The sequence below is a fragment of the Geminisphaera colitermitum TAV2 genome, from assembly GCF_000171235.2.
GTDB classification, from domain to species: domain Bacteria; phylum Verrucomicrobiota; class Verrucomicrobiia; order Opitutales; family Opitutaceae; genus Geminisphaera; species Geminisphaera colitermitum.
In genome coordinates this window covers 35,268-55,053 of record NZ_ABEA03000173.1, presented here as the reverse complement: position 1 = coordinate 55,053, position 19,786 = coordinate 35,268, and the positions used below count along the sequence as shown (strand labels likewise).

Below are 19,786 nucleotides of genomic sequence, written 5' to 3'. Positions count from 1 at the left end.
TTGGGAAATTCAGATGCGGCCATCAGCCATCTGGCGGAGGCGCTCCCGCTTTTCGCGGTACCAGAGTGTGGAGCGGTGCACACCGGCGACTTTGGCTTGCTGTGCGCGGCTTTCTTTCCGCAGTAGTGTGCGGAGCAAGACGCCCTCGATGCGGGAAAACTTGCGATTGAGTTCGCGGAGTTCGTGGCCGATGTCGGCGGGCGGTTCGGTGTTGGGTGGCGTTGGCATATAGGCAAAGCAGTGGCTTGGCGGGGGTGTCCCCCGCTTGTTTTCAGTGGTGGTTAAATGGGAGGTTTAGCGGTGGCGGCGGAGGTCGATAGTGCCGAGGTTGGGGCGCTTTGGCGTGCGTATCAGAAGTGCCAATACGCAGGCAAAAACGATGATGCCAGCGGCGGCGGCAAGGAGGTGGGAAATTACGGGGTGCATGTCAGATGTCATGGCGCGGATGGGTGAAGGTGGCTGCCCGATGGGGTGTTGCATGCGCGGGCGTTGACGCCGGCCTCTTTGTGTAGTTCCCAGCGGATGTGATCCCACTTTTCGGGATGAGGGTATTCGGTGGAATCGGCGGCTTGGAGGGCATCGAGCAAAACCTCCAGTTCGGCCTGCGTAAAGTTGTCGAAGCGGTTGTTCATATGAGGTTCCAGTCGGTTTCTTCGGAAAGTGGGATGCGGTAGGGTTTCCCACCGGGGAGTGTTTTGATGGCTTTTCTTTTGCAGCGGGCCGTAATGAAATCTTCGTTACGTCCAACGACGGCGGCAAATTCCTTGGCTGTGAACCAGCCTCTGGTGTGAGCGGCTTGGCGGCAAAAGGCGGCGGCGGTGGCATCGGCGGGCATCTTGGGGATGACCTCTAACTTGTCGGCAATACGCCGCATAAGTTGGCGGTCGGCGTCGGTCATGCGGCGGCTTGTTTGCGGGCGACATCAAGAAGGCTGTCTTTGTGAGATACCTCGTAACTGAGAAATTCGCGTATAGCCTCGCTGAGCGAAAGCCCAGTCTTTGCGAATTTTTTGCGAGCGATGCGGGTTAAGTCATCGGGCAGGTAAATATTAGTCGGTCGGCCTTTGCGCGGCATTGGCACTCGCCAGTTAGTTCGAGATTGGGTCATGTGGAGCATTTAAGTGTGTAGCTTTGTGTGTGTAAAGTTATTTTTGACACAAGGCATATCAATGCGCATAAACGTGTGTATGGCAAAAAACACACAAACATATGAAGATAAGAAAGATAGGATAAATATAATGCTTTCTCCTTCTTCTCGAAAAAAAGCAGACGACGCGGTAATTCGCCTTGGACTCCGTAGCCTTTCGGATTATGTTGGAAGGCTAATTGAGCGCGATTTTGTGGATGCTTATGAAAGCCGGGCAAGGCTGTTTAAGTTCATCTCTGGTAGGATATTTCTCCTTTGCCCAGTGGACCCTAGTCATCCGAACTGGAAGGCTAGCACAATCAAAGATCGAATTTTGGTACGCGCCAGTAACGAACAAGAAGCGAGAGCGTTTGCTACTACGCAAACGTCGATATCTGTGAAAATCCTCCCGAACGAGGAAACTGTTTATAACCCATGGGATTATACAAATCACGCTACTTGCGTGGATGTTACAGATAGTGCCAATGTTCCGCAAGAGGGTATGTCTGGAATCATTAAGGTTCTAAAAATGAAGCCTCTTGCGGACAAAGTTTCAGATCGAATCAAGAAACCTCTCGATAAGCGAACTCATGATGCCAATGACGCCTGAAGGCGTTTTTTCTGTTTTGGGGCGTCATTTTCCAGAGAGTATCGAAAGCAGTTGCCCAATAATGGGGCCGCTTTGCCTTTGGCGTTTTTTCCAGAAGCAACAAAACTGCTGCTTTTTCGTAATCTTCTTCGATCCAGTTGCATGGTTCTTGGTCCATGCAAGGGGCGTAATGAAAACGGGTTAAGGGTAAACAATTCCGCTCATATCTCGTGTTCCCAGTTTTCGCTCGATTGATTCGATGCGGAATTGATTTCGTTCGTTTGCCTTTTTCAATGCGGAAATTTCTTCTGGGGCGATGGCTGGACGTTTTGCCTCTAAGATTAGTATTCGATCATGATCCTCTATTTGACTAACAGCCGCACGCAAAAGAGTTTGGTCCTGTATCATGCTTTTTTCGATAGCATTTAGTCGAGCTTGGTTTTGCCCAATCATTTCAGCCAGACTGTGGATGTGCTGGTTGGTCTTATCGGCTTCCTGCGAAAATTTAGTTTCTCTTTCTATTCGTTCTTGTTGTGATTCGGAGGAGGATCGAGCCACCTGAGTGATTTGATTCCGTGCTTTTGCCAGGTCTTCTTGAGTAATTTTGATTTGCTCTGTTAAGTCTTGGACTTGGGTTTCTAAGTGCGAAATTCGGCGGTCGCATCCAACAAACATCACGGCGGCAAGCAGGCAAGCGAGGGAGGAAAGCGTTTTCATGTGTTCGGCTTTATGCGGACACAAAAAAGCCCGCAACGGTGAAGTTGCGGGCTGGCTCCGTCATCCCTGCCAGCGTGGGGCCGGCGGTCGGGAGGCTACCAGTCAGCATCTGCGAGGCCCAACGCAGCGGTTGCCTCGCGGGCGCGGATGTCATCCCGGAGGCGCTGGGCTTTTCCGCTCTCGGCGTGGTAGGCTTTGCGTTCGTCGGGAAAGTAGGCGATTTCGTCGCCCTTACGGATGGGCTTGCCCGTTTCCGGGCAAGTGGATGCGAAACGGGCCGGCATGATACGGGGCGGTTTGTAGGCAAAGCGGCTCATGATGTTGTCAGTGTTTGAGTGCTTCGAGGACGGTGCCGATGTAGCCGCGATGGGCGGCCTTGATGAGACCTTCGACGGCGGTCTGATTCTCGGCATCGAGGCCGTGTCCGGCGGTATCGAGGTAGGTCCAAAGGGCATCGGCGGCGACTTGGCCGTGTTCGCTCTGGCGGAGTTGGTTGACGAGATGTTGGATGGCTTTTTGTGGTGTCATGGCGTGGATGGGTTGATTTTTGCGAATGTGGCTCCGGGGGTAGGTGTCCGGGTGATCATTCCCGTCCCTCCGCTTTGGCGATGGCTTTGCCTGCCCGCACAACGGTGTAGGCGTGTGAATTGTGCCCGACTGTGAGGAGATCGAGGCATTCCTTGAGCGCGGCCAACAGTTCCGGCGCGGCGGCGATGAGGCGGGCGTTGGCTCCCTGTTCCTGCACTAATGCTGATTCTTCCTCGGCATTGATGCGGGCGATGCGGTGATAATATGAGTTATCCGCAATAATTTCTAACTCGGTCAAAAAATCGCCGGTATAATCTTCGCGGACCTTCCAAGGGCCGGGCGTGTGTGATATTTTGTTGGTCGGGTTCATAACTTTATTTGTTCGTCGTTAACGACTTAAGGTTATTTCAGCCTTCCAAAATGGCAAGAACAAAATGCGAGAATGTTTTTCATATCAATTTGTATTCCAAGTGGTTGCGCCGTTTTTGCTTTCTTTTTTAGTTCCCCTAGCGGGGTTCGGGGCCGGCAATGAGGCCCCGTGACGTGAGCGAAGCGAACGCCCGAACCGGCCTTACCCCCGACGCGAAGCGCGGGCCGGTTCGCAGTGGAGTGGGGTTTGACACGTTATGACGGATTTTCCGTCAGATCGTGGGCTTGGGGATACTGCGAAGTTGTTTTGAGGAAATTAGCCGCCAGTCGCGGCAATCACTTCCGCGGAAGCGGGCGTTGTGATTGCCACGATGGGCGGCGCAGAGGCGACGTCCGTCCCCTCATCCCGGCTGTCAGTTTATCTTAGATGCCAGGTGATATTCGCAATGGGGGCAACGTCGTCAGCACGTCAGTGTGCGCGGAGCGCAAATTTGTAAGTCGTTGCAAAAGTCACTGCGTGAATAATTTTTCATGCAACTGACATTGCCCGGTGTCAGTTGTTGGATTTTTGGATACACAAATTTAGTTCACTGACATTTTTCTTTTTCGGCTTTAGATTATCGCAACATATTGGAAGCGATGCGGTTCTATTGTTTTACTGACAACTGACATTCCACTGACATTTAACTGCCATGTCATCCTACTGACATACTGACATGCAGCCCCCTATATAGGGGGGCTGCTGTGTCAGTGGTTTTGAATGTCTGCTGATCTGCGTCCGGTTGAAGATCGTAATTTGAAATCAAAAGGCCAGCGCGTGAGCGCTGGCCGGTGTGTGTGTTTGGGGTTCATACGCGCTTGGGACCGTGGAGTCATCGACCGCTGTTGATGGAGCTAACAACTCGCTGTTGTCGTGGTTGAGAGGCGGTTTTTACGTCAATTTGGCTGGTTCTAGGTTTGGCTGGGTTCAGATGGGTTTTGGTGGGTTTGTGAAACTTGACGGTGTTGTGATGAGGGCGGTTGCTGGATACATGAGCGAACCGGCAAATGTATCCCAAGGCAGTGCGTACGAGCGGTTGATCGTCGTGCTGCGCGGTCTGGAAAAGGCGGGGTTTATTTTGGGTCAAAATGAGGTTACGGCGCGCGGGGCTGTCAGTTCAGGCCCCGGACGCTTCCTGGTTAGCCTTGAAGTTTTCTCCCCCCCATCGAATCCCGATGGACTTGTCGGGGGTGAGGTATTTGGTGGAGTTGGTCCACCCGACAAGGAAGATAAGCGTGTTTCCGAGGGTTTGGGTTCCAAGGAAAGCGGCGTTGCTGCCGTTGTTTTCGAGAAAGGCGTTAACGGCGGAGAGACTGTCGGTAATGCCGACAGCGGTAATAGTTTTGTTGGTCATAGCACTTCCGACAAAAGCGCAGCCGGGCGCGTCGGCAATGCCGGAAGCCCGGCAAGCGGGGAGGGTTCTGTCTGATGCCGAACAACCCATATACCCGGAAACGAGGCTCGCCGAAGAGCTACATGCGTAAGGCAACGCTTGGGCAGGCGCGTGATGCGGCTGCGGTGGCAGTATCGACGGCAGCGGCTGCGGTGAGCGGTACCGGCGGGACGGTCAAGAAGGACGGTGAGGATGGGGTGAATGGTTGGAGTCCTGTGTTGGGGGTGTCTGTGGACGGGGAGAGGCGTGTATTGCGGTTGGTAACGTGGATTGGAGGGAGCGGGGAGATGCCAGGCCATGCCGGGGAGTATATTGGGGCGGACGGCTACGTGGCTGCGATTGGTGAGGGTGTTGATATTCGCGGGCCGGCTGGGGAGGTGGCGCCGTGAAGAAGAAAGTTCCCAAGCTGACGTTGCCTGTGGTGAAGCCGTTGAAGCCGCGTGCGCAGAAGCGCACGCGAGAGCAGAAGCAAGACGTGGTGGAGTCGCGTGTGACGAACAAGGTCATGACGCGAGAGCAGAAGCGACGCTGGCTTTATCGTATCGTGCATTCAGCGCGTTCGACGCCGGACGAGAAGATCAAGGCGATCAATGTTGATAATCGCATGTCGGGGGACGAGGCACCGCAAAAGCATGATGTGCGAATTTCGGAAGGCTTTTGGGATTTTGCCAAATCAGGGGACACGAACAGATGAGGCGCGAAGACATTCCAGAACGGTTCCTGACTGCTCACGGTCGCCTCTCAAACGGATTTTACCGCATCCGCGATGACAAGGGTGTGTCGATACCGTTTTATCCGAACGTGACGCAGCAAAAGCTGCTGAAGGCGATTTACGAGGACAAGCGTAAGCGGATCGTGCTGCCAAAGGCGCGCAAGCTGGGGTGCTCGACGTGCATGAGTCTGGTCATTTTGGATACGATGAACGTTCGTCCAAACACGGAGGGGGCGATTATCGACATGTCGGAGGGTGATGCGGGCAAGAAACTCCAGCACATGGTGACGTTTGCCCATGAGGAGATGGGGCGTCTGAGTCCTGAGCTGCAAATCCCGACGCTGCGTTCCTCGGGCACGGAACTGGCGTTAGATAATGGTTCGTTCTGTCTGGCGTCGGCTTCGTCGCGTGGTGGCACGCCGCAAGTCATGCTCATTTCAGAGCTGGGCAAGATCGCGCACCACGATCCAAAGCGTGCGGAAGAAATCCAGACCGGCGCGATCCCTTCGGTGCCGACATCCGGGCTGGTTGTGGTGGAGTCAACGGCGATGGGCCGCAGCCGGGGCAAGACGCGGAATTATTTCCACGATATCGTGACTCGCGCACAGGAGTTGCCGGATGCGTCGAGAACGGATTTGGATTGGACGTTGGTGTTTGGCGGCTGGTGTGAGGATGCCCGCAACGTGATGGCCGGGCCTCCGGATCGGGTGAGCGGCGAGGTGAACGCTTATCTCGATGAGATTTCGCAACAGATCAGGCGTCCGCTTTCGCTGGAACAACGCATTTGGTATCAGGTGAAGGCGTTCGAGGGCGCGGGATTGAACTGTTTCCGCGAGTTTCCGAGCACGGTTGACGAGTGTTTCAAGGCTCCAATCGAGGGGGCGATTTATGGCGATGTCATCGCGAAGATTCGCGCCAATGGGCAGATTTATCCGTTCCAGTGGGACAGGACTTTCCCGGTTTACACGTCATGGGACATTGGGCACAGCGACACAACGGACATTTGGTGGTTCCAGCTTCGCGGCAACCGGATGGACTGGATCAAGCATGTGACGTTGGAGCGTTCGTCAGCTGCGCAGGCGGCGAATGTAATCAGGTCTGCCGGGATTCCGGTGGCGTATCATTACCTGCCTCATGACGCGGAAGCCGGCCACGCGAACACGGGCACGTCGTATATCACTGAGCTGAAGAAGGCGGGGCTGCAAAATCTGCGCGTTGTGCGCCGGACGCATGACATTTGGATCGGGATCAACCAGCTCCGCGACTTGCTGATGCGTTCACAATTCAACCTCGCCGGGTGCGGCGATGGGCTGGCCGCGCTGGAGGTGTATCACACGAAGCCGGTTTCGTCGTCGGGCATTCTCTCCGATGAGCCGGTGCATGATGCCAGTTCGCATCCGTCCGACGCCGCTCGCACGGCGGCGGAGGCGATCAACCTTGGGATGGTGTCGGATTCGTCGGCAATCAGCCAGCAACAGCAGCGCCAGCAACAGCGTCGGCAGACGGCAATTTCGCCGTGGGAGGGATTCAGGCTGTGAAACCGTTCGAGGAAGCCGCTTTGGTTTACGGCCGTGAGCCGTGCGCGCGTCTATTTGAAGATGATTTGGCCCTGCATTTCCGACACGGCTACGTGTTCAACGCACCCGATTATTTCGTGATGGGACGTTCGGTGCCGCGTTGCGCGCTGCACTTGCAGATTGTTGACCCAAACTACTCTTGGCCGGACTGCGTCTGCGATTGCTGGCACTTGTATTTGTTCGCCGGAGACATGCGGGCGGCGCTGTCGATGTTCCCCTACCCTCTTCCCTGGGCCTCTTTCGAGCGCAACAACAAGCTCCGCTTTTATCCTTTCGACCGACTCAACCAACTGATCTCCAAATTATGAATACAGCACTCATCACCAATCCGCCGCGCATCCTTCGTCATGCCTTCCGTCACAAGGGCGGCGGCACACCAGCCATGCCCGCGCCTGCCGCGCCGCCCCCGGCGGCGACGGCAACAGAAGTCCAGTTGCAGCGTCGGGACACGTTGAAGGACGCCGCCCGAAAGAAGGGCATCCAGTCAACGATTCTCGCCGGCGCTGGTGACAGTGCGCCCGGCTCCGGCAAGGGCTCGGCAACCGTCCTCGGAGGTGCGTAACATGTCCAATACCGAGACCAACAAACTGGCGGAGGATTTGATTGGCCGATACGAGGCCGGTCTTTCGCGTCAGGCCAACTGGCGTTCACGCTGGCACGATGCCGCCCGCTACATCCTGCCGTCGAAAGGCGACATTCTCAGCATGGGGGACAAGCACGGTGGCGAGGCGCAGACGACGGACATCTATGACTCCACCGCCAATGAATCGGCGCTGGTTTACGCCGCCGGTCTCCTGTCCTCCCTTGTCCCGGCGGGAGAACTCTGGTTCCGCTTTTCGGCGCGTCCGGGTGCGTCCGCGCCCGTGGTCGAATGGTTTGACGATTGCACGCACCGCGCAGCCGCCGCCCTCCATGCCAGCAATTTTTACCTCGGCATCCATGAAGATTTCATGGACATGGCGGGATTCTCGATCGCGTCACTGTTCTGTGAAGAGGGCGCGGCCTTGCGTGGTCAGCGTGGGGGGCTGCTCAACTTTACGAACGTGCCCGTTGGCACGTTCGTGATCGAGGAGGATGCGGAAGGTCTGGTTGACACCGTCTTTCGTGAGTTCCGGTTTACCGCCCGCCAGTGCGCGCAGAAATGGGGTGAGGACAAACTTTCGAAGCCGATGCTGGACGCGCTTAATTCGAAAACGGCGTCGGATCGGGACAAGCGTTTCCAGATCATCCATGCGGTGTATCCGCGCCGGGATGGAAAGCAGGGACCGGGGATCGGCAAGAAGCGCCCGATTGCCTCGGTGTACGTGGACAAACAGGCAATTCATGTGATCGAAGAGGGCGGTTTTTACGAGATGCCGATTGCCGTTGCCCGCCTGTTGCGAGGCAACAACGAGATTTACGGGCGCGGGCCGGGAGATCAGGTCATGCCTGAAATCAAGCTCGTGAACCGGATGGAGCGCGACCTGTTGCTGTCTCTGGAGCAACAGGTGAATCCGCCTTGGCTGGCTCCGCAGGACTCTTCGTGGCGTCCGGACAATCGACCCGGCGGCGTATTCTATTGGGACGCATCGAATCCAAACAACAAGCCGGAGCGGTTGCGCGACACTGCCCGTTTGGACATCGGGGATAAGGTTCTGAATGACAAGCGTGAGGTCATCCGCCGGGCGTGGTTCGTGGACATGTTCAAGATGCTCTCGAACCCTGACGCGATGAAGCGGGATAAGACCGCGTTTGAGGTGGCGCAGTTGATGCAAGAGAAGCTCGTGCTGTTCCATCCGATGTTCGCGCGGATCACACAGGAAAAGTTGAATCCCGTCCTCGAACGTGTATTCAATATCCTGATGCGGGCGGGCATTTTCGCCCCGCCTCCGATGGCTGAAGGAGAGTCGCTTGAATACGAAATCGACTACGTCTCCAAGATCGCCCTCGCCATCAAAGCCGCGCAGAACGGGGCGCTCGCGCAAATGATGGATCTTATTGGAGGGATGGCGACGTTTGATCCGACTGTTGCTCTGGTCATCAATTGGAAAAAAGCCGCGCGTGGCGTGGCTCGTAATTCCGGCCTGCCGCAAGAGTGGCAGAATAGCGAGGAAGAGGTTGCGGAGATGATGCAGGCACAGGCGCAAGCCAATCAGGCCGCGCAACTCGAACAGATGGCGTCGGCGGCGAACCAAGCCGCCGGTGCCGCGCAGAAACTTGGGCCGCAGGCACAGCAGGCCGCAACTGACGCCATCGGAGGGGCGATGCAATGACAGAGAGCGAATGCTATCAACACGCCCTGAAAGTCCGCACCGCCTACCATCGCGTGTTTGAGGGCGAGCACGGAAAGATCGTGCTCGAGGACCTTCTTCAAAAGTTCGGCTTCACGAAGGACGGCATTGAAAACCCGTCTTACAGGCCGGGCATGGACGCTCAGGAAGTCGCCCATACGGAGGGGATGAAAGAGCCCGTCCGGCACATCCTCGCGTCGATCCATTCGAGGCTTTCCACGCTAGAAAACAAAACACCATACCATGAGTAACGAAAAACCAACTACACCGGCGAAAGCCGGCTACGACATCAGCGAGCCGCTTGGCGGCATCGCAAACATCGTACGTGACGGCATCATCGTCGCCACCTACGACACCGGCACGCAGGGCGTGTTGGTCAAGGCCGACATGGGCCGCTACCGACCGACGATCTTGCGCTGGCTCGCCTCGCAAAAGATCGAGGTGTCGGGCAGTGAAATCGAGATTGAGAACGGGAAGCCCCCCCTCCCCCCCCCCTCCACTCCTCTTCCGGTAGCGGGCACTACCGCGAACCCGGCCCCCGTGCCGGGCATTCCTACGCCACCGGCATCCGGTCCGGCGGCGGGAGCCCGCCCGCCCTCGATGGACCGGAAATTCGCGCCGTACAAGCATCCGAAACACCCGGACGGCCCCGACCTCGATCCGCGCTTTGGCGACAAGACGCCCGCCTTCGTCGCCTGGCTGGAAGAGAAAAACAAAGGCGGCAAATAATCTCCCATTAAACACACAATAACTTGAATACCATGAATAAACAATTCCGATTCTTTGGACTAATTCGCTGGCTCATGCCGGTCTGCCTTCACGCCGATGGCGACGAAACCGGTGGTGGCGGTGGCGACGGCCAGCAACAACAACAGCAACAGGCCTCCACAGACCTTCGCACCTTCGTGAAGGAAGACGGCTCGCTGCAAGCCGGATGGGCGAAGGCCTTCGGCGCTCCCGATACCTTCGAGAGCAAATTCACATCGCTGAAATCCGTGCTCGGCTCCTACGCCTCGTTGGAATCGCAACTTGGCCGGGACAAAGTTGTCTTGCCGACTGAGAACAGCACGCCGGAAGAGTGGAACGCCTTTTATCAAAAACTCGGACGTCCTGAAAAGCCCGATGCATACGGCATCAAGCGACCGGACGGCGTTCCAGATGGCGTCTGGGATGACAAGCTCGTTGCTGGATTCCAAGCCAAGGCTCACGAACTCGGACTCACACCCAAGCAAGCGCAAGCCCTCGTTGCGTGGCAACTCGGCACAACGCAAGAGGCGGTCAAGGCCGCTGAAACGCAACAGACGCAACAACGGGAGCAAGCAGTCACGGCGCTCAAAACCGAATGGGGAGCGGACTACGACAAGAAAGTCGTTGCCGCGAAACAGGCCGCAATCGCTGTCGGCGGCGACGCCCTGATTGCCGATCCCACACTCGCCAACAATCCTGCCTTCATCAAAGCGATGGCGAAGGTCGGCGAGTTGATTTCCGAGGATACCAACCTGCCCGGCGGACGCGATGCGCAGGGGCGTTTCTCCGGCGATCCGAAAGCGGAAATCCAGAGGATCAACGACGACAAGAACGATCCCTACTGGAACGCTTCGCATCCGCAACACGAGGCGCGCGTGCAATACATGCAGGGCCTTTTCGCCAAGGCGTATCCGCAAACTTAGTTTCGCGGTGACAACGCCGCGGTTTCAGTGAGTTGCATGAGGAACGCGCCCCCTTTCACGGGGGGGCGCGTTTTTTCTTTTGACAAGGTGCATTTTCTGATATTCAGACCCCCTATCTGAGCGATTGGGACAACTTGGCCTGCGCGCCAAGCCCTGCAACCGGCGGATCACGTGTGGAAGCTGCCGGGCTACCGACAACAGCGAAACCCCGTGGAAACGAAATCCGTATTTTCTTTTTCACTACAATGGCACAGGATATTTTTCCCGCCGCCTTCGTTGAGCAATACCGCTCCAACGTCGAACATCTCGCCGCCCGTCAGAAGCATATCTTCGAGGGGAAGGGCATCCGCATTGAGACCGCCAACGGCAAGGTCGATTACTTCGACCAGATCGGTGGACTCAAGATGCATAAGATTGTCGGTCGTCTCGCCGACATCACCTATGACCAGCAGGAATTCTGGCGACGGCAGGTGTCTTGCTCTCCCTATGGCATCGCCGTTCCCTTCGACGGCGCGGACAAGGTGCGCGGCATCATCGATCCGAACGCGCCCACCGCCCAGAACCAGGCTTTTGCCATCAACGTGTCGAAAGACGAAGTGATTGTCGCCGCCGCGCTTGGCACCGCGTATAAGAAAAACGATGACGAGGGCAGCGTCCCCGTCGCCGTCGAACTTGGCGACGATCGCAAGGTTGGCGTCGGCTACAACGGTACCGGTAATCCCGGAGCCAATACCGGCCTGACGCTCGCCAAGCTCATCCGCCTCAAGTCGCTGATTTCCCGCGACGACGTGCAGAATGCCAAGAAAAAGTATTTCGTCCACAATCAGGCGATGCTCGATCAACTCCTGCTCAACGTGCAGGAAGTCAAATCGACCGACTACGCCGCCGTGAAGGCCCTGCAAGAGGGTGGAATCACGCACTTCCTTGGCATGGAGTGGGTCAAGTATGAGGAATTGCCCGCGGTGAATGGCATTCGCAGCTGTTTCGCCTACTGCGAAAACGCCATCCTCTTCGCCAACCAGAAGAACACTGGCGTCCGCACGGAAATCGAAAAGATTCCCGGCAAGTGGAATGCCTGGCACGTCACGACCCAAGCTGACTTCGGTGCCACCCGTATGCGCGAGGACTGGATTTCGGTCGGCTACGTTGACGAAAACGTCTGAGCGCGGGCCATCTCAACACTTCAACCTTAAAGGAGTATTCAAAAAATGGCTACTATCAACACGCCTCTCTTCGCCTCGCAAACCGGGGCCGTCGCTGGCTGGAAGTCCAGCGTCCTTTCACAGGGCAAGGTCCGCCTTGCCTCTGTCGTGATCCCGTCCGGCACGGTGCTTGCGGTTGGCGACAAGATCAACCTTGTCCGCCTGCCTGCCAACGCCCGCGTGCTTCCGGCGCTGTCGGTCAGCAACAACGGCAACGCCACGGCTCGCGTCTCCATTGGTGACGCCGCAGTGGTCGATCGTTACGCCGCTGCCGTTGGCAACGCTGCCCGCGCCTACCTGTCTTCGTTCGGCAACAAGCCGGATGCCGACATTGGCGTCGGCAACGAGGACATCGTTGCGACGGTCACAACCGGCGCGACGCTCGCCACTGACTGGACGATCTACATCGCCTTCAGCGTCGTCTAACCATCACCCCGGCCCGCAACCCTCGCCGCATCATGACGGAGGTGGATATTTGCAATCAGGCGCTCGGGCTCGTGTCCGAAAACGGCATTGCGTCGTTATCGGATGCCACGAAGTCCGCCCGCCTGTGCCAACTCCACTTTGCCGCCACCGTGCGCGAGGTGTTGCGGGACGGGCAATGGCGTTGCGCCCGGCGTCGCGTGGCGCTCGCTCCCCTCGCCCAGCCGCCCGCTTTCGAGTGGTCTTACGGCTTTCAGCTTCCCGGTGATTTCCTCCGTACCATTCGCCTGAACGGGCATGAAGTGGGGTCGCCAGACATGCCGCTTTTCGAGATCGAGGGGCGGACGCTGCTGATGAACGAAGGCACGGCCCGAATCGTTTACACGCGCGACGTCACCCAACAGATCGATGATCCCGGCGCCGCCCATATCGCAGACCTCGATCCTCTCTGCGCCCGCGCGATTGTCACCGCGCTTGCCTCGAAACTCGCGTGGCCGTTCCAGCAATCGCGGACGCTCCGTGAGTCATTACTTTCCGAATACGATGGCGTCATTGCCCGCGCGCGAAACGCGAACAGCCGGGACGCCTTTGAAAACACTCTCCAACCCAGCCGGCAAAGTGCCTGGCTGCACGCCCGATCCCGATGAAATTTTTTCCGTTCGTTGTCTTGGTTGTGGTTTGCATGGTGTCGCCTGCCCTTCAGGGGCAGGCGTACAACCGCGCCACGCTCGCTTATGAAGATTACACGTTCCCTGCCGGCGTGAAGAACCGCATTACGGTTGTCGGCTTTGAGGACTCGTTTGTCGGTCAGTTGTCCCTTTATTTTGCGACGGCAGAACAGGGCGCATTGGCAGACAATTCCGTGCAGCAGGTGACTACTGTTCAGACCGTTTATGGCGTTAATCAGACAGGCGATCAAGTGATGCTGCGCTACAGCACGTCAGTCGAACCCTCAAGTATTGTTAGGCGAGGTTCAGATGGAAGATTTGATGTGCAGACGCCGACAGCAAATGCACATCCGACCCCCAAATCCTACGTGGATGCCCGCACGCCGCAGCCTGCTTACCTCGTGTTCGTGATTCCGATTGGTCCCGGATTCTACGATTTTGAACTTAAGGCAACGCTCTCCAATTTCGGCGAACACGCGCCCTTTACCGACCTCGTTTTCTACTACCATTCTCCCGATCCGGCGCGCACATCGGTAACGTCGCAGGTGGGTGCGGTTCCCTCCGTCTGGTTTACCGACACGGGGAACTCCGACAAACGCCGCTGGCGCAAGCAACCGGCGAATCAATCGATCTGGCAAACGCGCATCGGCACCGTGCCTGCCGTGATCGTTTACGTGCCGATTGACGCCACGATCAGGCCGGGCAACGCGCCTCTCATCTGGTCTTACCAGCGCATCACGGCCACCGACTACGAACAGGTCTGGTATCCGATTTTCCCTGCCACTTCTCCGGTTCTTGCGACCCCGTAATCACCTTCCGGCTTTCGCCGGTATCTGAACAAACAATACATAAAACACCATGAAGAAATATATCCTCATCATCTCGGCTCTCGTCTTTGGCGCGGGCCTCGTCAACGCCACCCCGGTTGAAACGGGTCTGGCTCTCCACACCAGCTACACCGACCTCTATGCTGCCGGTAACGCGAAAATCAAACTGGCAACCATTGCCGGTGATCGCGCCGCCCTCGCCACGGCCAAAGCCGAACACGTCGCGGCCATCAAAGGATGGCGCGTCGCCAACACCGCCGCTCTCGAAGCCCTTGTGCCCGATGTGGATTCCATCGCGGAGTCCAATCCCAGCGTTGCGACTTGGATTATCAAAGCCGTTCTCACGGCTCGCAATACCGATGAGGCCGGCGTCACCGCCAAGGTCTTTGCGCAGGATGACTCTGACAAGGCGCTCGCCGCAAAACTCCTCACGATTAGTAAGGGCGGCCAAGGATATTTCTATGTCCAAAACTACGCCAGTGCCGACGAACTTCGCGTCCTCGAGGCTGGAAGCTCCGGTCTCTACACCGCCGCTCTGCGCCGTGCCCGCGACCTTGGCATCATTGCCGAGTTCGCTCCGCAGTGGAACGCGCGTCACCTCGGCACTGGGCTCACCGCCAACACCTATGTTGCGTGGTTTAATCAGCACGTAAAGCAACTCGCGCGCTCCGATTCTGACGGCGCGCTGCGGGTGTTGTCGAACGAAGTGAACTCGGTCTCCCTGCTTCCCGCTCAGACCAAGGCGACGGCGGATCGTATCGAAATCCTTAGAAAGCAAATCGCCCTGCTCAAAGAGGTGAAATAACCCGCCATGCGCATCCTCACGGCATTTTTTGCATTGCTCCTCTCCGCGCTCGTATTCGCTTCGGTGGATACGAGCGCGGAGAGTGACGCCGGGGACGCCCTTGATGCCATCTTTGGACCGGACGCGCCGGAAGCCGCGCTTCTGGCCGTGCCTGATGACCCGCCTGAATGGACGCCGCCCGCGCCGCTGATTCTGCCTCCGCCGTATCAACCTGCGCTAAAACCGTTGAGCCCGCCGCCACTCGAAACACTTCTTGCGCCCGCTCTCACTTCCGTGATGCGGGCCGTGGATCTGCAAGCGGAGGTGCTCACGTCAACCGGCTTTGTTGTCCTGTATCCGCCGGTCTTTCATGGCTCACCGCTGGCGTCTCTCGATCGCTGGCTGCGCATCTTTCGCGCAGCTGGTATCCGGGAAATCCCTACCTATGCCAGCGGAACGCCTGCATGGGTGCTCTGGCGTCAACTCTCCACCAGTCCTCTCACGACAGAGGCCGACTGGATCGCCTTCTACCGCCGCCTAGCGGCATAACGTAACCAAAAACAAAATACAAAACATCATGAGCCCTGAACTCATTGCCAAACTCGCCACCTATGCTGGCTACTACGGCGCGGCTTGTATCGCGTTCAACGCGCTCGCCTCCGCCATTTCCGCGTTCGTCAAGCAATCCCCCTCGACCTCCGACGACGCGGCCATTGACCGCGTGTATTCCTCGAAGGCTTACAAGGCCGTCGCGTGGATTTTCTCTTGGGGCGATTACGTCGCCGAACTCATCGCCAAGTATAAGGCCAAATAATTACCTCACGCGGGGCGAGGGTAGTCGGAGTCCTAGGCCCGGCCAATCGCCCTGTGTGAGTCCAAACTTAATACACTCCATGAGCAACGAATCTCCACCCGACCGCATCTCCACGATGACACGTGAAGAGCTTGAGGCTTACGCCCGCGCCTTGCGTGCAGAAGTCGAAACTCTGTCACGGCAACTCAACCCGTTGCCCGAACCTCGCTGAGAACATGGCCGTTTTTGGCTCAATCCTAACGGCAGTGACGGCGGTGGCGGAAGCCGTCGCCGCCAAGTTTCGCCTCGATCTGGTCAGCGCCGCCTACGATCTCACCGAACGTATCGAAAAGGATATTACTAACGATGAAAACGAAATCCTCCGCCTTCGCGCTCTTGGTGATGATGCTTCTGCTCGCATCGCTGACCGGCTGCGCAAACGCCTCATTAGGCGACAAGGCTTCTTTGCTCATGTATCAGCCGCGAGTCCTGCAATTGAAATCGGGGATTCCGGTGCAGACAGCAACGGGGACCTACACTCCCCAGTTTGACGAAACGTGGCATTCCGCCGCTGCCTACCAAGAACTCGAATCGCAACTGATCGACCTCGCCGGCGCACGCGCACAACGCCGCAACACCTCCTCTACCAAGTGACATGCCAATGAGTGATCTTGAAATTTCCGCCATGCGCGAACGCATCGCTAAGCTTGAGGCCGAAGTCGGTGAACATGGACTGCGGGCCGAAGTCCGCGGACTTCGCTCTGACATCGGAACGCTGTTCGAGCGGCTTGCCGCGTCAGAACGCCGATTCGCCATGATGGTTGGTGGCGGCGTGGTGGTTCTCTGGATCGTCGAACGGTTCCTAAAATAATCCCCCCCCCCCCCCCCCCCCCCCCCCTATGGCACACAAATTTTTCAACAACTTCACCGCCGGCGAGTGGACACCGAAACTCGACGGTCGTAGCGACCTCCAGAAATACGACGCCGCCTGCCGTCGTCTGGAAAACATGCGCGTGATGCCTTACGGCGGCGCGCGGTTCCGCTCCGCATTCGGCTACGTGGCGAAAACCAAAAGTGCCGCCACCCCTTCGCGCCTGATGCCGTTTCAATTTTCGACGGAGCAAAAGTTCATGCTCGAATGGGCGCATCTCGCGCTCCGCGTTTACTCCGCCGGGGCCGCCCCCGCGCTCTTGCAGGAAATCGCGTCCCCCTACCCTGCCGCCGCCGTCTTCGCCATCCAGTATCGGCAAATCAATGACGTCGTTTATCTCGTTCACCCGGATTATCCCGTGCAGCGCCTCGCCCGCCACGCGGATGCCGACTGGCGGCTTGAGGCGGTCGATTGGGCGTTTCCTCCGATGCTGGATGAGAACGTGACGGAGACCAAACTTTCGCTCTCCGCCGTGGACGGTGTGAACGTCACCATGACGGCCAGCGCCGCCCTCTTCCAGCCCGGCCATGTCGGCTCGTATTGGGAACTGCGCCACCTTAAGGAAGCGGCCAGCACTTCCGTTTCCCTGGCTACCACCTCCGGCGGTCCATTCCATTCCGCGGCAATTTCCGTGCAGGGCGACTGGACGGCCAACAGCACGGAACGCTGGTATGGCACACTCTCGATCGAACGCAGCCTCGATGGTGGAACAACGTGGGAAACTGTTCGCAAATTCACGGCGGAGTCAGACCGCAACATTTCCGCGTCCGGCCATCAGGAAGAGCTTGCTCAGTTCCGCCTCAAATACCAACCCACCGGCGATCCTTTCGGCGCCGGGGTGTGGGTTGGGAAGGCCCCCACCAACTACGTCAAAGCCCGCGCCATGCTTGAAACGACGGATGCCTATGTTACGGCCCTCGTCAAAGTCACCGCTTACACCGATTCCACGCACGTCAAAGTCACCGTCATCGACAAAGCCGCCACCGTCGCCGCTACCGACATTTGGTGCGAGTCCGCATGGTCCCCCTATCGCGGTTTCCCTCGCACAATCGGGCTCTACGAACAACGCCTCATTTTCGGCGGCACACGCCACCAGCCAAATACCATGTGGGGCTCGAAAACGGATGATTTTGAGAACTTCAAATACGGCGAGGATGACGACGCCGCCGTCGCCTACACCTTCGCCGCCTCGGAGCAAAACAATGTCCAATGGGTGGAATCGCTGAAACGTATTCAGGCGGCAACTACCGCGCGCGAGTTCACGGTTGCCGCGGGCAACACTGACGAGCCGCTTACCCCGTCTAACATCGTCGTCAGGTCGGAATCGGCCAACGGTGCGGCACACCTGCAACCCGTCCTCGTCAACGACGCGATTCTCTACGTTGAGCGCCAGTCGCGCAAAGTCATGGAAATGGCATACTCGATCGAGAAGGATGGTTACGCCTCGGTTGATCTGACCCTGCTTGCCGCGCCGGTCACAGAAAGCGGCGTGAAGCAACTCGCCTTTGCCCGCCAGCCCGATCCGTTGCTTTTGGCCGTGACAGAAAACGGGAATCTGGCCGTCCTCACCTATGACCGCCCGCAGGACGTCACCGCATGGGCGCGTTGGATCACGAACGGCGCTTTCGAGTCGGTTGCCACCCTGCAAGGCACGCCGGAAGACGAAATTTGGGCGGTGGTGCGTCGCACGATTGGCGGCGTACCGGTACGCACCATCGAACGGCTGACACCCGAAACCGACAGCAAGGCAACGGGCTGCTGGCTGGATTGCGCGGCGATTGTCGATGCTGGCGACGCCAAGCTTACCACCCTTTCCAACCCCGCCCTTGCTCATCTCAACGGCGCACAAGTTACGGCCGTTGTGGACGGCCGCATTTACGAAAAGCTCACTGTCACGGCGAACACGATCACCTTTCCGGAGGCGGTTCCGCACGCCCGGCGTGTCGTGGTTGGCCTGCCTTACGTGGGCGTTTTGCAACCGATGAAACTCGATGTGATCCTAGCCAGTGGTGCCAGTCAGGGCCGGACCCGGCGCATCTCGGAAATCACCCCGCGCTTTTACAAAACCGTGGGATGCAAGTTTGGTCCATCCGAGGACCAGCTTGACGAAGTGCCTTTCCGTTCGACGTGGGACGCGATGGACGCCAGCCCGCCCGAATACAGCGGGGACATCAAATGTCCGTGGAATGGAGGCCATGACAAGGCTGGGGACATCATTCTCGTTCAGGATCAGCCCCTGCCGTTCACTTTGCTGGGGATCGGCGTCAAATGGGAGGTGTTCGGTGACTAGCGTTCGTCAGTGGGAACCGGATACAGACTACGACCGCATTTGCGCGTGGTGGGATGCGCACGGCGTGCCGCGCGTGCCTCGTGTGCAGCTTCCCACCTGCGGACTGATTTCCTTCGGTGTCCTCGCTGCCTGGCTCTACCAAGACAACTCTTGCGGGGTCGGCTGGCTCGGCTGGTTCGTGAGCAAGCCCGGTGCCGATCCCTTCACCGTCCATGCCGCCCTCGAAAGCCTTTTGGGGGCGGCTGATGAAGTCATGCGCAGCCAGCAACGCCACTCGCTCATTGTCATGACCGACAAGCGCAGCATCGGCCGGGCGCTCACTCGTCACGGCTACCACGCCGGACATCCTGCAACCGAATATTGGAGGGTTCTGCCATGCCAGCCGTCCTAGCCGTCACAGCCGTTGTCGCCTCGGTTGCCGGGGCTGGCGTATCGGCGTATTCGTCCATTCAGCAGGGCAAGGCGACAGAGCGCCTGAATAACTACAACGCCGCCCTCGCGCAACAAGAGGCGAGTGTCAAAGAACGCGATTCCCGCATTGCGGCCAACGCGCAGCGTGAACAGAACGCCGCCCTTCTTGCCCGGCAGCGCGCCCTTTACGCCAAGTCCGGCGTCGTCGGCACAACCGGCACGCCGTTGCTGGTGCAATCCGAGACCGCCGCCACCCTCGAACGTTCCGCCTTGGATATCGAACGCACCGGCAACATCGAAGCCGGACGCTACCGGCAACAGGCCGTGCTCGATCGCATGGCAGGCAAATCCGCCCGCCGCGCCGGGACACTCAACGCCGGAGCAACCATCCTCGGCGGCGTCGGCTCTGCCGCCAGCTTCGGCGCACGCTACTTAGCCAATTCTGGCGGAGACGAATAGCCCCCCCC

33 protein-coding genes are annotated in these 19,786 nt (G+C 58.1%); 23 read left to right on the top strand and 10 right to left on the bottom strand.

The window, feature by feature from the left end; genetic code table 11:
- Nucleotides 1-9 precede the first annotated feature (9 nt).
- From OBACDRAFT_RS19320 to OBACDRAFT_RS29030, 5 genes are all read right to left on the bottom strand, one after another.
- Nucleotides 10-228 (bottom strand): hypothetical protein, encoded by a 219-nt coding sequence (locus OBACDRAFT_RS19320; RefSeq protein ID WP_043588462.1) that lies wholly within the window; start codon nucleotides 226-228, stop codon nucleotides 10-12.
- Nucleotides 229-294: 66 nt separating this feature from the next.
- Nucleotides 295-438, bottom strand: a complete 144-nt coding sequence (locus OBACDRAFT_RS28560; RefSeq protein ID WP_157837200.1) for a hypothetical protein — start codon at nucleotides 436-438, stop codon at nucleotides 295-297.
- Entirely contained in the window at nucleotides 435-632 is a 198-nt protein-coding gene (locus tag OBACDRAFT_RS19315) for a hypothetical protein (protein ID WP_043588461.1), read from the bottom strand. The genes OBACDRAFT_RS28560 and OBACDRAFT_RS19315 overlap by 4 nt, the downstream gene beginning before the upstream one ends.
- Nucleotides 629-898, bottom strand: a complete 270-nt coding sequence (locus tag OBACDRAFT_RS19310; RefSeq protein ID WP_043588459.1) for a hypothetical protein — start codon at nucleotides 896-898, stop codon at nucleotides 629-631. Before OBACDRAFT_RS19310 ends, OBACDRAFT_RS19315 begins: the two co-directional genes overlap by 4 nt.
- Nucleotides 895-1,107 (bottom strand): ribbon-helix-helix protein, CopG family, encoded by a 213-nt coding sequence (locus tag OBACDRAFT_RS29030; RefSeq protein WP_198529947.1) that lies wholly within the window; start codon nucleotides 1,105-1,107, stop codon nucleotides 895-897. Before OBACDRAFT_RS29030 ends, OBACDRAFT_RS19310 begins: the two co-directional genes overlap by 4 nt.
- Before the next feature lie 61 nt (nucleotides 1,108-1,168).
- Here OBACDRAFT_RS29030 and OBACDRAFT_RS28555 point away from each other — a divergent pair, with 61 nt between their 5' ends.
- Nucleotides 1,169-1,735, top strand: a complete 567-nt coding sequence (locus tag OBACDRAFT_RS28555; RefSeq protein WP_198529946.1) for a hypothetical protein — start codon at nucleotides 1,169-1,171, stop codon at nucleotides 1,733-1,735.
- Nucleotides 1,736-1,915: 180 nt separating this feature from the next.
- Here the strand turns inward: OBACDRAFT_RS28555 and OBACDRAFT_RS19300 are convergent, their stop codons facing one another.
- The 4 genes from OBACDRAFT_RS19300 to OBACDRAFT_RS19285 form a co-directional block, all read right to left on the bottom strand.
- Nucleotides 1,916-2,431 carry a hypothetical protein gene (locus OBACDRAFT_RS19300; protein ID WP_043588456.1) on the bottom strand — a complete coding sequence of 172 codons (516 nt, stop codon included), beginning with the start codon at nucleotides 2,429-2,431 and terminating at the stop codon, nucleotides 1,916-1,918.
- Between the two features lie 95 nt (nucleotides 2,432-2,526).
- Nucleotides 2,527-2,748 carry a hypothetical protein gene (locus tag OBACDRAFT_RS19295; protein WP_043588454.1) on the bottom strand — a complete coding sequence of 74 codons (222 nt, stop codon included), beginning with the start codon at nucleotides 2,746-2,748 and terminating at the stop codon, nucleotides 2,527-2,529.
- Between the two features lie 7 nt (nucleotides 2,749-2,755).
- Complete coding sequence (locus OBACDRAFT_RS19290) at nucleotides 2,756-2,959, bottom strand: hypothetical protein (RefSeq protein WP_043588452.1); 204 nt, start codon at nucleotides 2,957-2,959, stop codon at nucleotides 2,756-2,758.
- Between the two features lie 55 nt (nucleotides 2,960-3,014).
- Nucleotides 3,015-3,329 carry a hypothetical protein gene (locus tag OBACDRAFT_RS19285; RefSeq protein ID WP_043588450.1) on the bottom strand — a complete coding sequence of 105 codons (315 nt, stop codon included), beginning with the start codon at nucleotides 3,327-3,329 and terminating at the stop codon, nucleotides 3,015-3,017.
- A gap of 865 nt (nucleotides 3,330-4,194) precedes the next feature.
- Between OBACDRAFT_RS19285 and OBACDRAFT_RS28550 the strand changes: the two genes are divergently transcribed.
- The 17 genes from OBACDRAFT_RS28550 (at nucleotide 4,195) to OBACDRAFT_RS30900 (ending at nucleotide 15,919) form a co-directional block, all read left to right on the top strand.
- On the top strand, nucleotides 4,195-4,797 hold the full coding sequence (locus tag OBACDRAFT_RS28550) for a hypothetical protein (RefSeq protein ID WP_157837198.1): 603 nt from the start codon (nucleotides 4,195-4,197) through the stop codon (nucleotides 4,795-4,797).
- Between the two features lie 349 nt (nucleotides 4,798-5,146).
- Nucleotides 5,147-5,455, top strand: coding sequence for a hypothetical protein (locus OBACDRAFT_RS19270; protein ID WP_043588445.1), 309 nt, complete (start codon nucleotides 5,147-5,149; stop codon nucleotides 5,453-5,455).
- A complete protein-coding gene (locus OBACDRAFT_RS19265) occupies nucleotides 5,452-7,011 on the top strand; it encodes a phage terminase large subunit family protein (protein WP_043588443.1) in 1,560 nt (519 codons plus the stop codon). The genes OBACDRAFT_RS19270 and OBACDRAFT_RS19265 overlap by 4 nt, the downstream gene beginning before the upstream one ends.
- On the top strand, nucleotides 7,008-7,358 hold the full coding sequence (locus OBACDRAFT_RS19260; RefSeq protein ID WP_043588441.1) for a hypothetical protein: 351 nt from the start codon (nucleotides 7,008-7,010) through the stop codon (nucleotides 7,356-7,358). Before OBACDRAFT_RS19265 ends, OBACDRAFT_RS19260 begins: the two co-directional genes overlap by 4 nt.
- Nucleotides 7,355-7,612, top strand: a complete 258-nt coding sequence (locus OBACDRAFT_RS19255) for a hypothetical protein (RefSeq protein ID WP_043588439.1) — start codon at nucleotides 7,355-7,357, stop codon at nucleotides 7,610-7,612. Before OBACDRAFT_RS19260 ends, OBACDRAFT_RS19255 begins: the two co-directional genes overlap by 4 nt.
- Before the next feature lies 1 nt (nucleotide 7,613).
- A complete protein-coding gene (locus OBACDRAFT_RS19250; protein WP_043588437.1) occupies nucleotides 7,614-9,302 on the top strand; it encodes a portal protein in 1,689 nt (562 codons plus the stop codon).
- The gene (locus OBACDRAFT_RS19245; RefSeq protein WP_043588435.1) at nucleotides 9,299-9,571 is read left to right on the top strand and encodes a Bbp19 family protein; all 273 of its coding nucleotides are present in this window, start codon (nucleotides 9,299-9,301) and stop codon (nucleotides 9,569-9,571) included. Before OBACDRAFT_RS19250 ends, OBACDRAFT_RS19245 begins: the two co-directional genes overlap by 4 nt.
- On the top strand, nucleotides 9,564-10,049 hold the full coding sequence (locus OBACDRAFT_RS19240; protein WP_043588433.1) for a hypothetical protein: 486 nt from the start codon (nucleotides 9,564-9,566) through the stop codon (nucleotides 10,047-10,049). Before OBACDRAFT_RS19245 ends, OBACDRAFT_RS19240 begins: the two co-directional genes overlap by 8 nt.
- Nucleotides 10,050-10,081: 32 nt before the next feature.
- Nucleotides 10,082-10,990: a hypothetical protein gene (locus OBACDRAFT_RS19235; protein WP_081722205.1), complete on the top strand. Its 909-nt coding sequence runs from the start codon at nucleotides 10,082-10,084 to the stop codon at nucleotides 10,988-10,990.
- Between the two features lie 245 nt (nucleotides 10,991-11,235).
- Complete coding sequence (locus OBACDRAFT_RS19230; protein ID WP_043588429.1) at nucleotides 11,236-12,153, top strand: phage capsid protein; 918 nt, start codon at nucleotides 11,236-11,238, stop codon at nucleotides 12,151-12,153.
- A gap of 45 nt (nucleotides 12,154-12,198) precedes the next feature.
- Nucleotides 12,199-12,618, top strand: coding sequence for a hypothetical protein (locus OBACDRAFT_RS19225; RefSeq protein ID WP_043588428.1), 420 nt, complete (start codon nucleotides 12,199-12,201; stop codon nucleotides 12,616-12,618).
- 32 nt (nucleotides 12,619-12,650) lie between these two features.
- Nucleotides 12,651-13,262, top strand: coding sequence for a phage connector family protein (locus OBACDRAFT_RS25810; protein WP_052362267.1), 612 nt, complete (start codon nucleotides 12,651-12,653; stop codon nucleotides 13,260-13,262).
- Nucleotides 13,259-14,092: a hypothetical protein gene (locus tag OBACDRAFT_RS29025; protein ID WP_198529945.1), complete on the top strand. Its 834-nt coding sequence runs from the start codon at nucleotides 13,259-13,261 to the stop codon at nucleotides 14,090-14,092. Before OBACDRAFT_RS25810 ends, OBACDRAFT_RS29025 begins: the two co-directional genes overlap by 4 nt.
- 49 nt (nucleotides 14,093-14,141) lie before the next feature.
- Entirely contained in the window at nucleotides 14,142-14,915 is a 774-nt protein-coding gene (locus tag OBACDRAFT_RS19210) for a hypothetical protein (protein WP_043588425.1), read from the top strand.
- A 6-nt stretch (nucleotides 14,916-14,921) separates the two neighbouring features.
- On the top strand, nucleotides 14,922-15,443 hold the full coding sequence (locus tag OBACDRAFT_RS19205; protein WP_043588424.1) for a hypothetical protein: 522 nt from the start codon (nucleotides 14,922-14,924) through the stop codon (nucleotides 15,441-15,443).
- A gap of 28 nt (nucleotides 15,444-15,471) precedes the next feature.
- Nucleotides 15,472-15,708, top strand: a complete 237-nt coding sequence (locus OBACDRAFT_RS19200; RefSeq protein WP_043588422.1) for a hypothetical protein — start codon at nucleotides 15,472-15,474, stop codon at nucleotides 15,706-15,708.
- 79 nt (nucleotides 15,709-15,787) lie between these two features.
- Entirely contained in the window at nucleotides 15,788-15,919 is a 132-nt protein-coding gene (locus OBACDRAFT_RS30900) for a hypothetical protein (RefSeq protein WP_269799085.1), read from the top strand.
- A 25-nt stretch (nucleotides 15,920-15,944) separates the two neighbouring features.
- Here OBACDRAFT_RS30900 and OBACDRAFT_RS19195 read toward each other — a convergent pair whose 3' ends face one another.
- Nucleotides 15,945-16,160, bottom strand: coding sequence for a hypothetical protein (locus OBACDRAFT_RS19195; protein WP_043588420.1), 216 nt, complete (start codon nucleotides 16,158-16,160; stop codon nucleotides 15,945-15,947).
- Between OBACDRAFT_RS19195 and OBACDRAFT_RS19190 the strand changes: the two genes are divergently transcribed.
- The 5 genes from OBACDRAFT_RS19190 to OBACDRAFT_RS19170 are packed head-to-tail and all read left to right on the top strand — an operon-like array spanning nucleotide 16,159 to nucleotide 19,778.
- Nucleotides 16,159-16,341, top strand: coding sequence for a hypothetical protein (locus OBACDRAFT_RS19190; protein ID WP_043588419.1), 183 nt, complete (start codon nucleotides 16,159-16,161; stop codon nucleotides 16,339-16,341). The two genes, OBACDRAFT_RS19195 and OBACDRAFT_RS19190, sit on opposite strands and share 2 nt — an antisense overlap.
- Nucleotides 16,342-16,348: 7 nt before the next feature.
- Nucleotides 16,349-16,558, top strand: coding sequence for a hypothetical protein (locus OBACDRAFT_RS19185; protein ID WP_157837197.1), 210 nt, complete (start codon nucleotides 16,349-16,351; stop codon nucleotides 16,556-16,558).
- A gap of 28 nt (nucleotides 16,559-16,586) precedes the next feature.
- The gene (locus tag OBACDRAFT_RS19180) at nucleotides 16,587-18,908 is read left to right on the top strand and encodes a phage tail protein (protein WP_043588417.1); all 2,322 of its coding nucleotides are present in this window, start codon (nucleotides 16,587-16,589) and stop codon (nucleotides 18,906-18,908) included.
- Entirely contained in the window at nucleotides 18,901-19,299 is a 399-nt protein-coding gene (locus OBACDRAFT_RS19175; RefSeq protein ID WP_157837196.1) for a hypothetical protein, read from the top strand. The genes OBACDRAFT_RS19180 and OBACDRAFT_RS19175 overlap by 8 nt, the downstream gene beginning before the upstream one ends.
- Complete coding sequence (locus OBACDRAFT_RS19170; protein WP_043588415.1) at nucleotides 19,284-19,778, top strand: hypothetical protein; 495 nt, start codon at nucleotides 19,284-19,286, stop codon at nucleotides 19,776-19,778. The genes OBACDRAFT_RS19175 and OBACDRAFT_RS19170 overlap by 16 nt, the downstream gene beginning before the upstream one ends.
- Nucleotides 19,779-19,786: the final 8 nt, after the last annotated feature.

Bases quoted from the DNA above. Each gene is read 5' to 3' on its own strand.
- OBACDRAFT_RS19210 (WP_043588425.1), top strand. From the start codon at position 14,142: ATGAAGAAATATATCCTCATCATCTCGGCTCTCGTCTTTGGCGCGGGC.
- OBACDRAFT_RS19240 (WP_043588433.1), top strand. From the start codon at position 9,564: ATGAGTAACGAAAAACCAACTACACCGGCGAAAGCCGGCTACGACATC.
- OBACDRAFT_RS19190 (WP_043588419.1), top strand. From the start codon at position 16,159: ATGTATCAGCCGCGAGTCCTGCAATTGAAATCGGGGATTCCGGTGCAG.
- OBACDRAFT_RS19245 (WP_043588435.1), top strand. From the start codon at position 9,299: ATGACAGAGAGCGAATGCTATCAACACGCCCTGAAAGTCCGCACCGCC.
- OBACDRAFT_RS19285 (WP_043588450.1), bottom strand. From the start codon at position 3,329: ATGAACCCGACCAACAAAATATCACACACGCCCGGCCCTTGGAAGGTC.
- OBACDRAFT_RS19255 (WP_043588439.1), top strand. From the start codon at position 7,355: ATGAATACAGCACTCATCACCAATCCGCCGCGCATCCTTCGTCATGCC.
- OBACDRAFT_RS19180 (WP_043588417.1), top strand. From the start codon at position 16,587: ATGGCACACAAATTTTTCAACAACTTCACCGCCGGCGAGTGGACACCG.
- OBACDRAFT_RS19315 (WP_043588461.1), bottom strand. From the start codon at position 632: ATGAACAACCGCTTCGACAACTTTACGCAGGCCGAACTGGAGGTTTTG.
- OBACDRAFT_RS19300 (WP_043588456.1), bottom strand. From the start codon at position 2,431: ATGAAAACGCTTTCCTCCCTCGCTTGCCTGCTTGCCGCCGTGATGTTT.
- OBACDRAFT_RS19320 (WP_043588462.1), bottom strand. From the start codon at position 228: ATGCCAACGCCACCCAACACCGAACCGCCCGCCGACATCGGCCACGAA.
- OBACDRAFT_RS19195 (WP_043588420.1), bottom strand. From the start codon at position 16,160: ATGAGCAAAGAAGCCTTGTCGCCTAATGAGGCGTTTGCGCAGCCGGTC.
- OBACDRAFT_RS28555 (WP_198529946.1), top strand. From the start codon at position 1,169: ATGCGCATAAACGTGTGTATGGCAAAAAACACACAAACATATGAAGAT.
- OBACDRAFT_RS19225 (WP_043588428.1), top strand. From the start codon at position 12,199: ATGGCTACTATCAACACGCCTCTCTTCGCCTCGCAAACCGGGGCCGTC.
- OBACDRAFT_RS19200 (WP_043588422.1), top strand. From the start codon at position 15,472: ATGAGCCCTGAACTCATTGCCAAACTCGCCACCTATGCTGGCTACTAC.
- OBACDRAFT_RS29025 (WP_198529945.1), top strand. From the start codon at position 13,259: ATGAAATTTTTTCCGTTCGTTGTCTTGGTTGTGGTTTGCATGGTGTCG.
- OBACDRAFT_RS19250 (WP_043588437.1), top strand. From the start codon at position 7,614: ATGTCCAATACCGAGACCAACAAACTGGCGGAGGATTTGATTGGCCGA.
- OBACDRAFT_RS29030 (WP_198529947.1), bottom strand. From the start codon at position 1,107: ATGACCCAATCTCGAACTAACTGGCGAGTGCCAATGCCGCGCAAAGGC.
- OBACDRAFT_RS19265 (WP_043588443.1), top strand. From the start codon at position 5,452: ATGAGGCGCGAAGACATTCCAGAACGGTTCCTGACTGCTCACGGTCGC.
- OBACDRAFT_RS19295 (WP_043588454.1), bottom strand. From the start codon at position 2,748: ATGAGCCGCTTTGCCTACAAACCGCCCCGTATCATGCCGGCCCGTTTC.
- OBACDRAFT_RS25810 (WP_052362267.1), top strand. From the start codon at position 12,651: ATGACGGAGGTGGATATTTGCAATCAGGCGCTCGGGCTCGTGTCCGAA.
- OBACDRAFT_RS19185 (WP_157837197.1), top strand. From the start codon at position 16,349: ATGAGTGATCTTGAAATTTCCGCCATGCGCGAACGCATCGCTAAGCTT.
- OBACDRAFT_RS19235 (WP_081722205.1), top strand. From the start codon at position 10,082: ATGAATAAACAATTCCGATTCTTTGGACTAATTCGCTGGCTCATGCCG.
- OBACDRAFT_RS19290 (WP_043588452.1), bottom strand. From the start codon at position 2,959: ATGACACCACAAAAAGCCATCCAACATCTCGTCAACCAACTCCGCCAG.
- OBACDRAFT_RS28560 (WP_157837200.1), bottom strand. From the start codon at position 438: ATGACATCTGACATGCACCCCGTAATTTCCCACCTCCTTGCCGCCGCC.
- OBACDRAFT_RS19170 (WP_043588415.1), top strand. From the start codon at position 19,284: ATGCCAGCCGTCCTAGCCGTCACAGCCGTTGTCGCCTCGGTTGCCGGG.
- OBACDRAFT_RS19205 (WP_043588424.1), top strand. From the start codon at position 14,922: ATGCGCATCCTCACGGCATTTTTTGCATTGCTCCTCTCCGCGCTCGTA.
- OBACDRAFT_RS19310 (WP_043588459.1), bottom strand. From the start codon at position 898: ATGACCGACGCCGACCGCCAACTTATGCGGCGTATTGCCGACAAGTTA.
- OBACDRAFT_RS30900 (WP_269799085.1), top strand. From the start codon at position 15,788: ATGAGCAACGAATCTCCACCCGACCGCATCTCCACGATGACACGTGAA.
- OBACDRAFT_RS19230 (WP_043588429.1), top strand. From the start codon at position 11,236: ATGGCACAGGATATTTTTCCCGCCGCCTTCGTTGAGCAATACCGCTCC.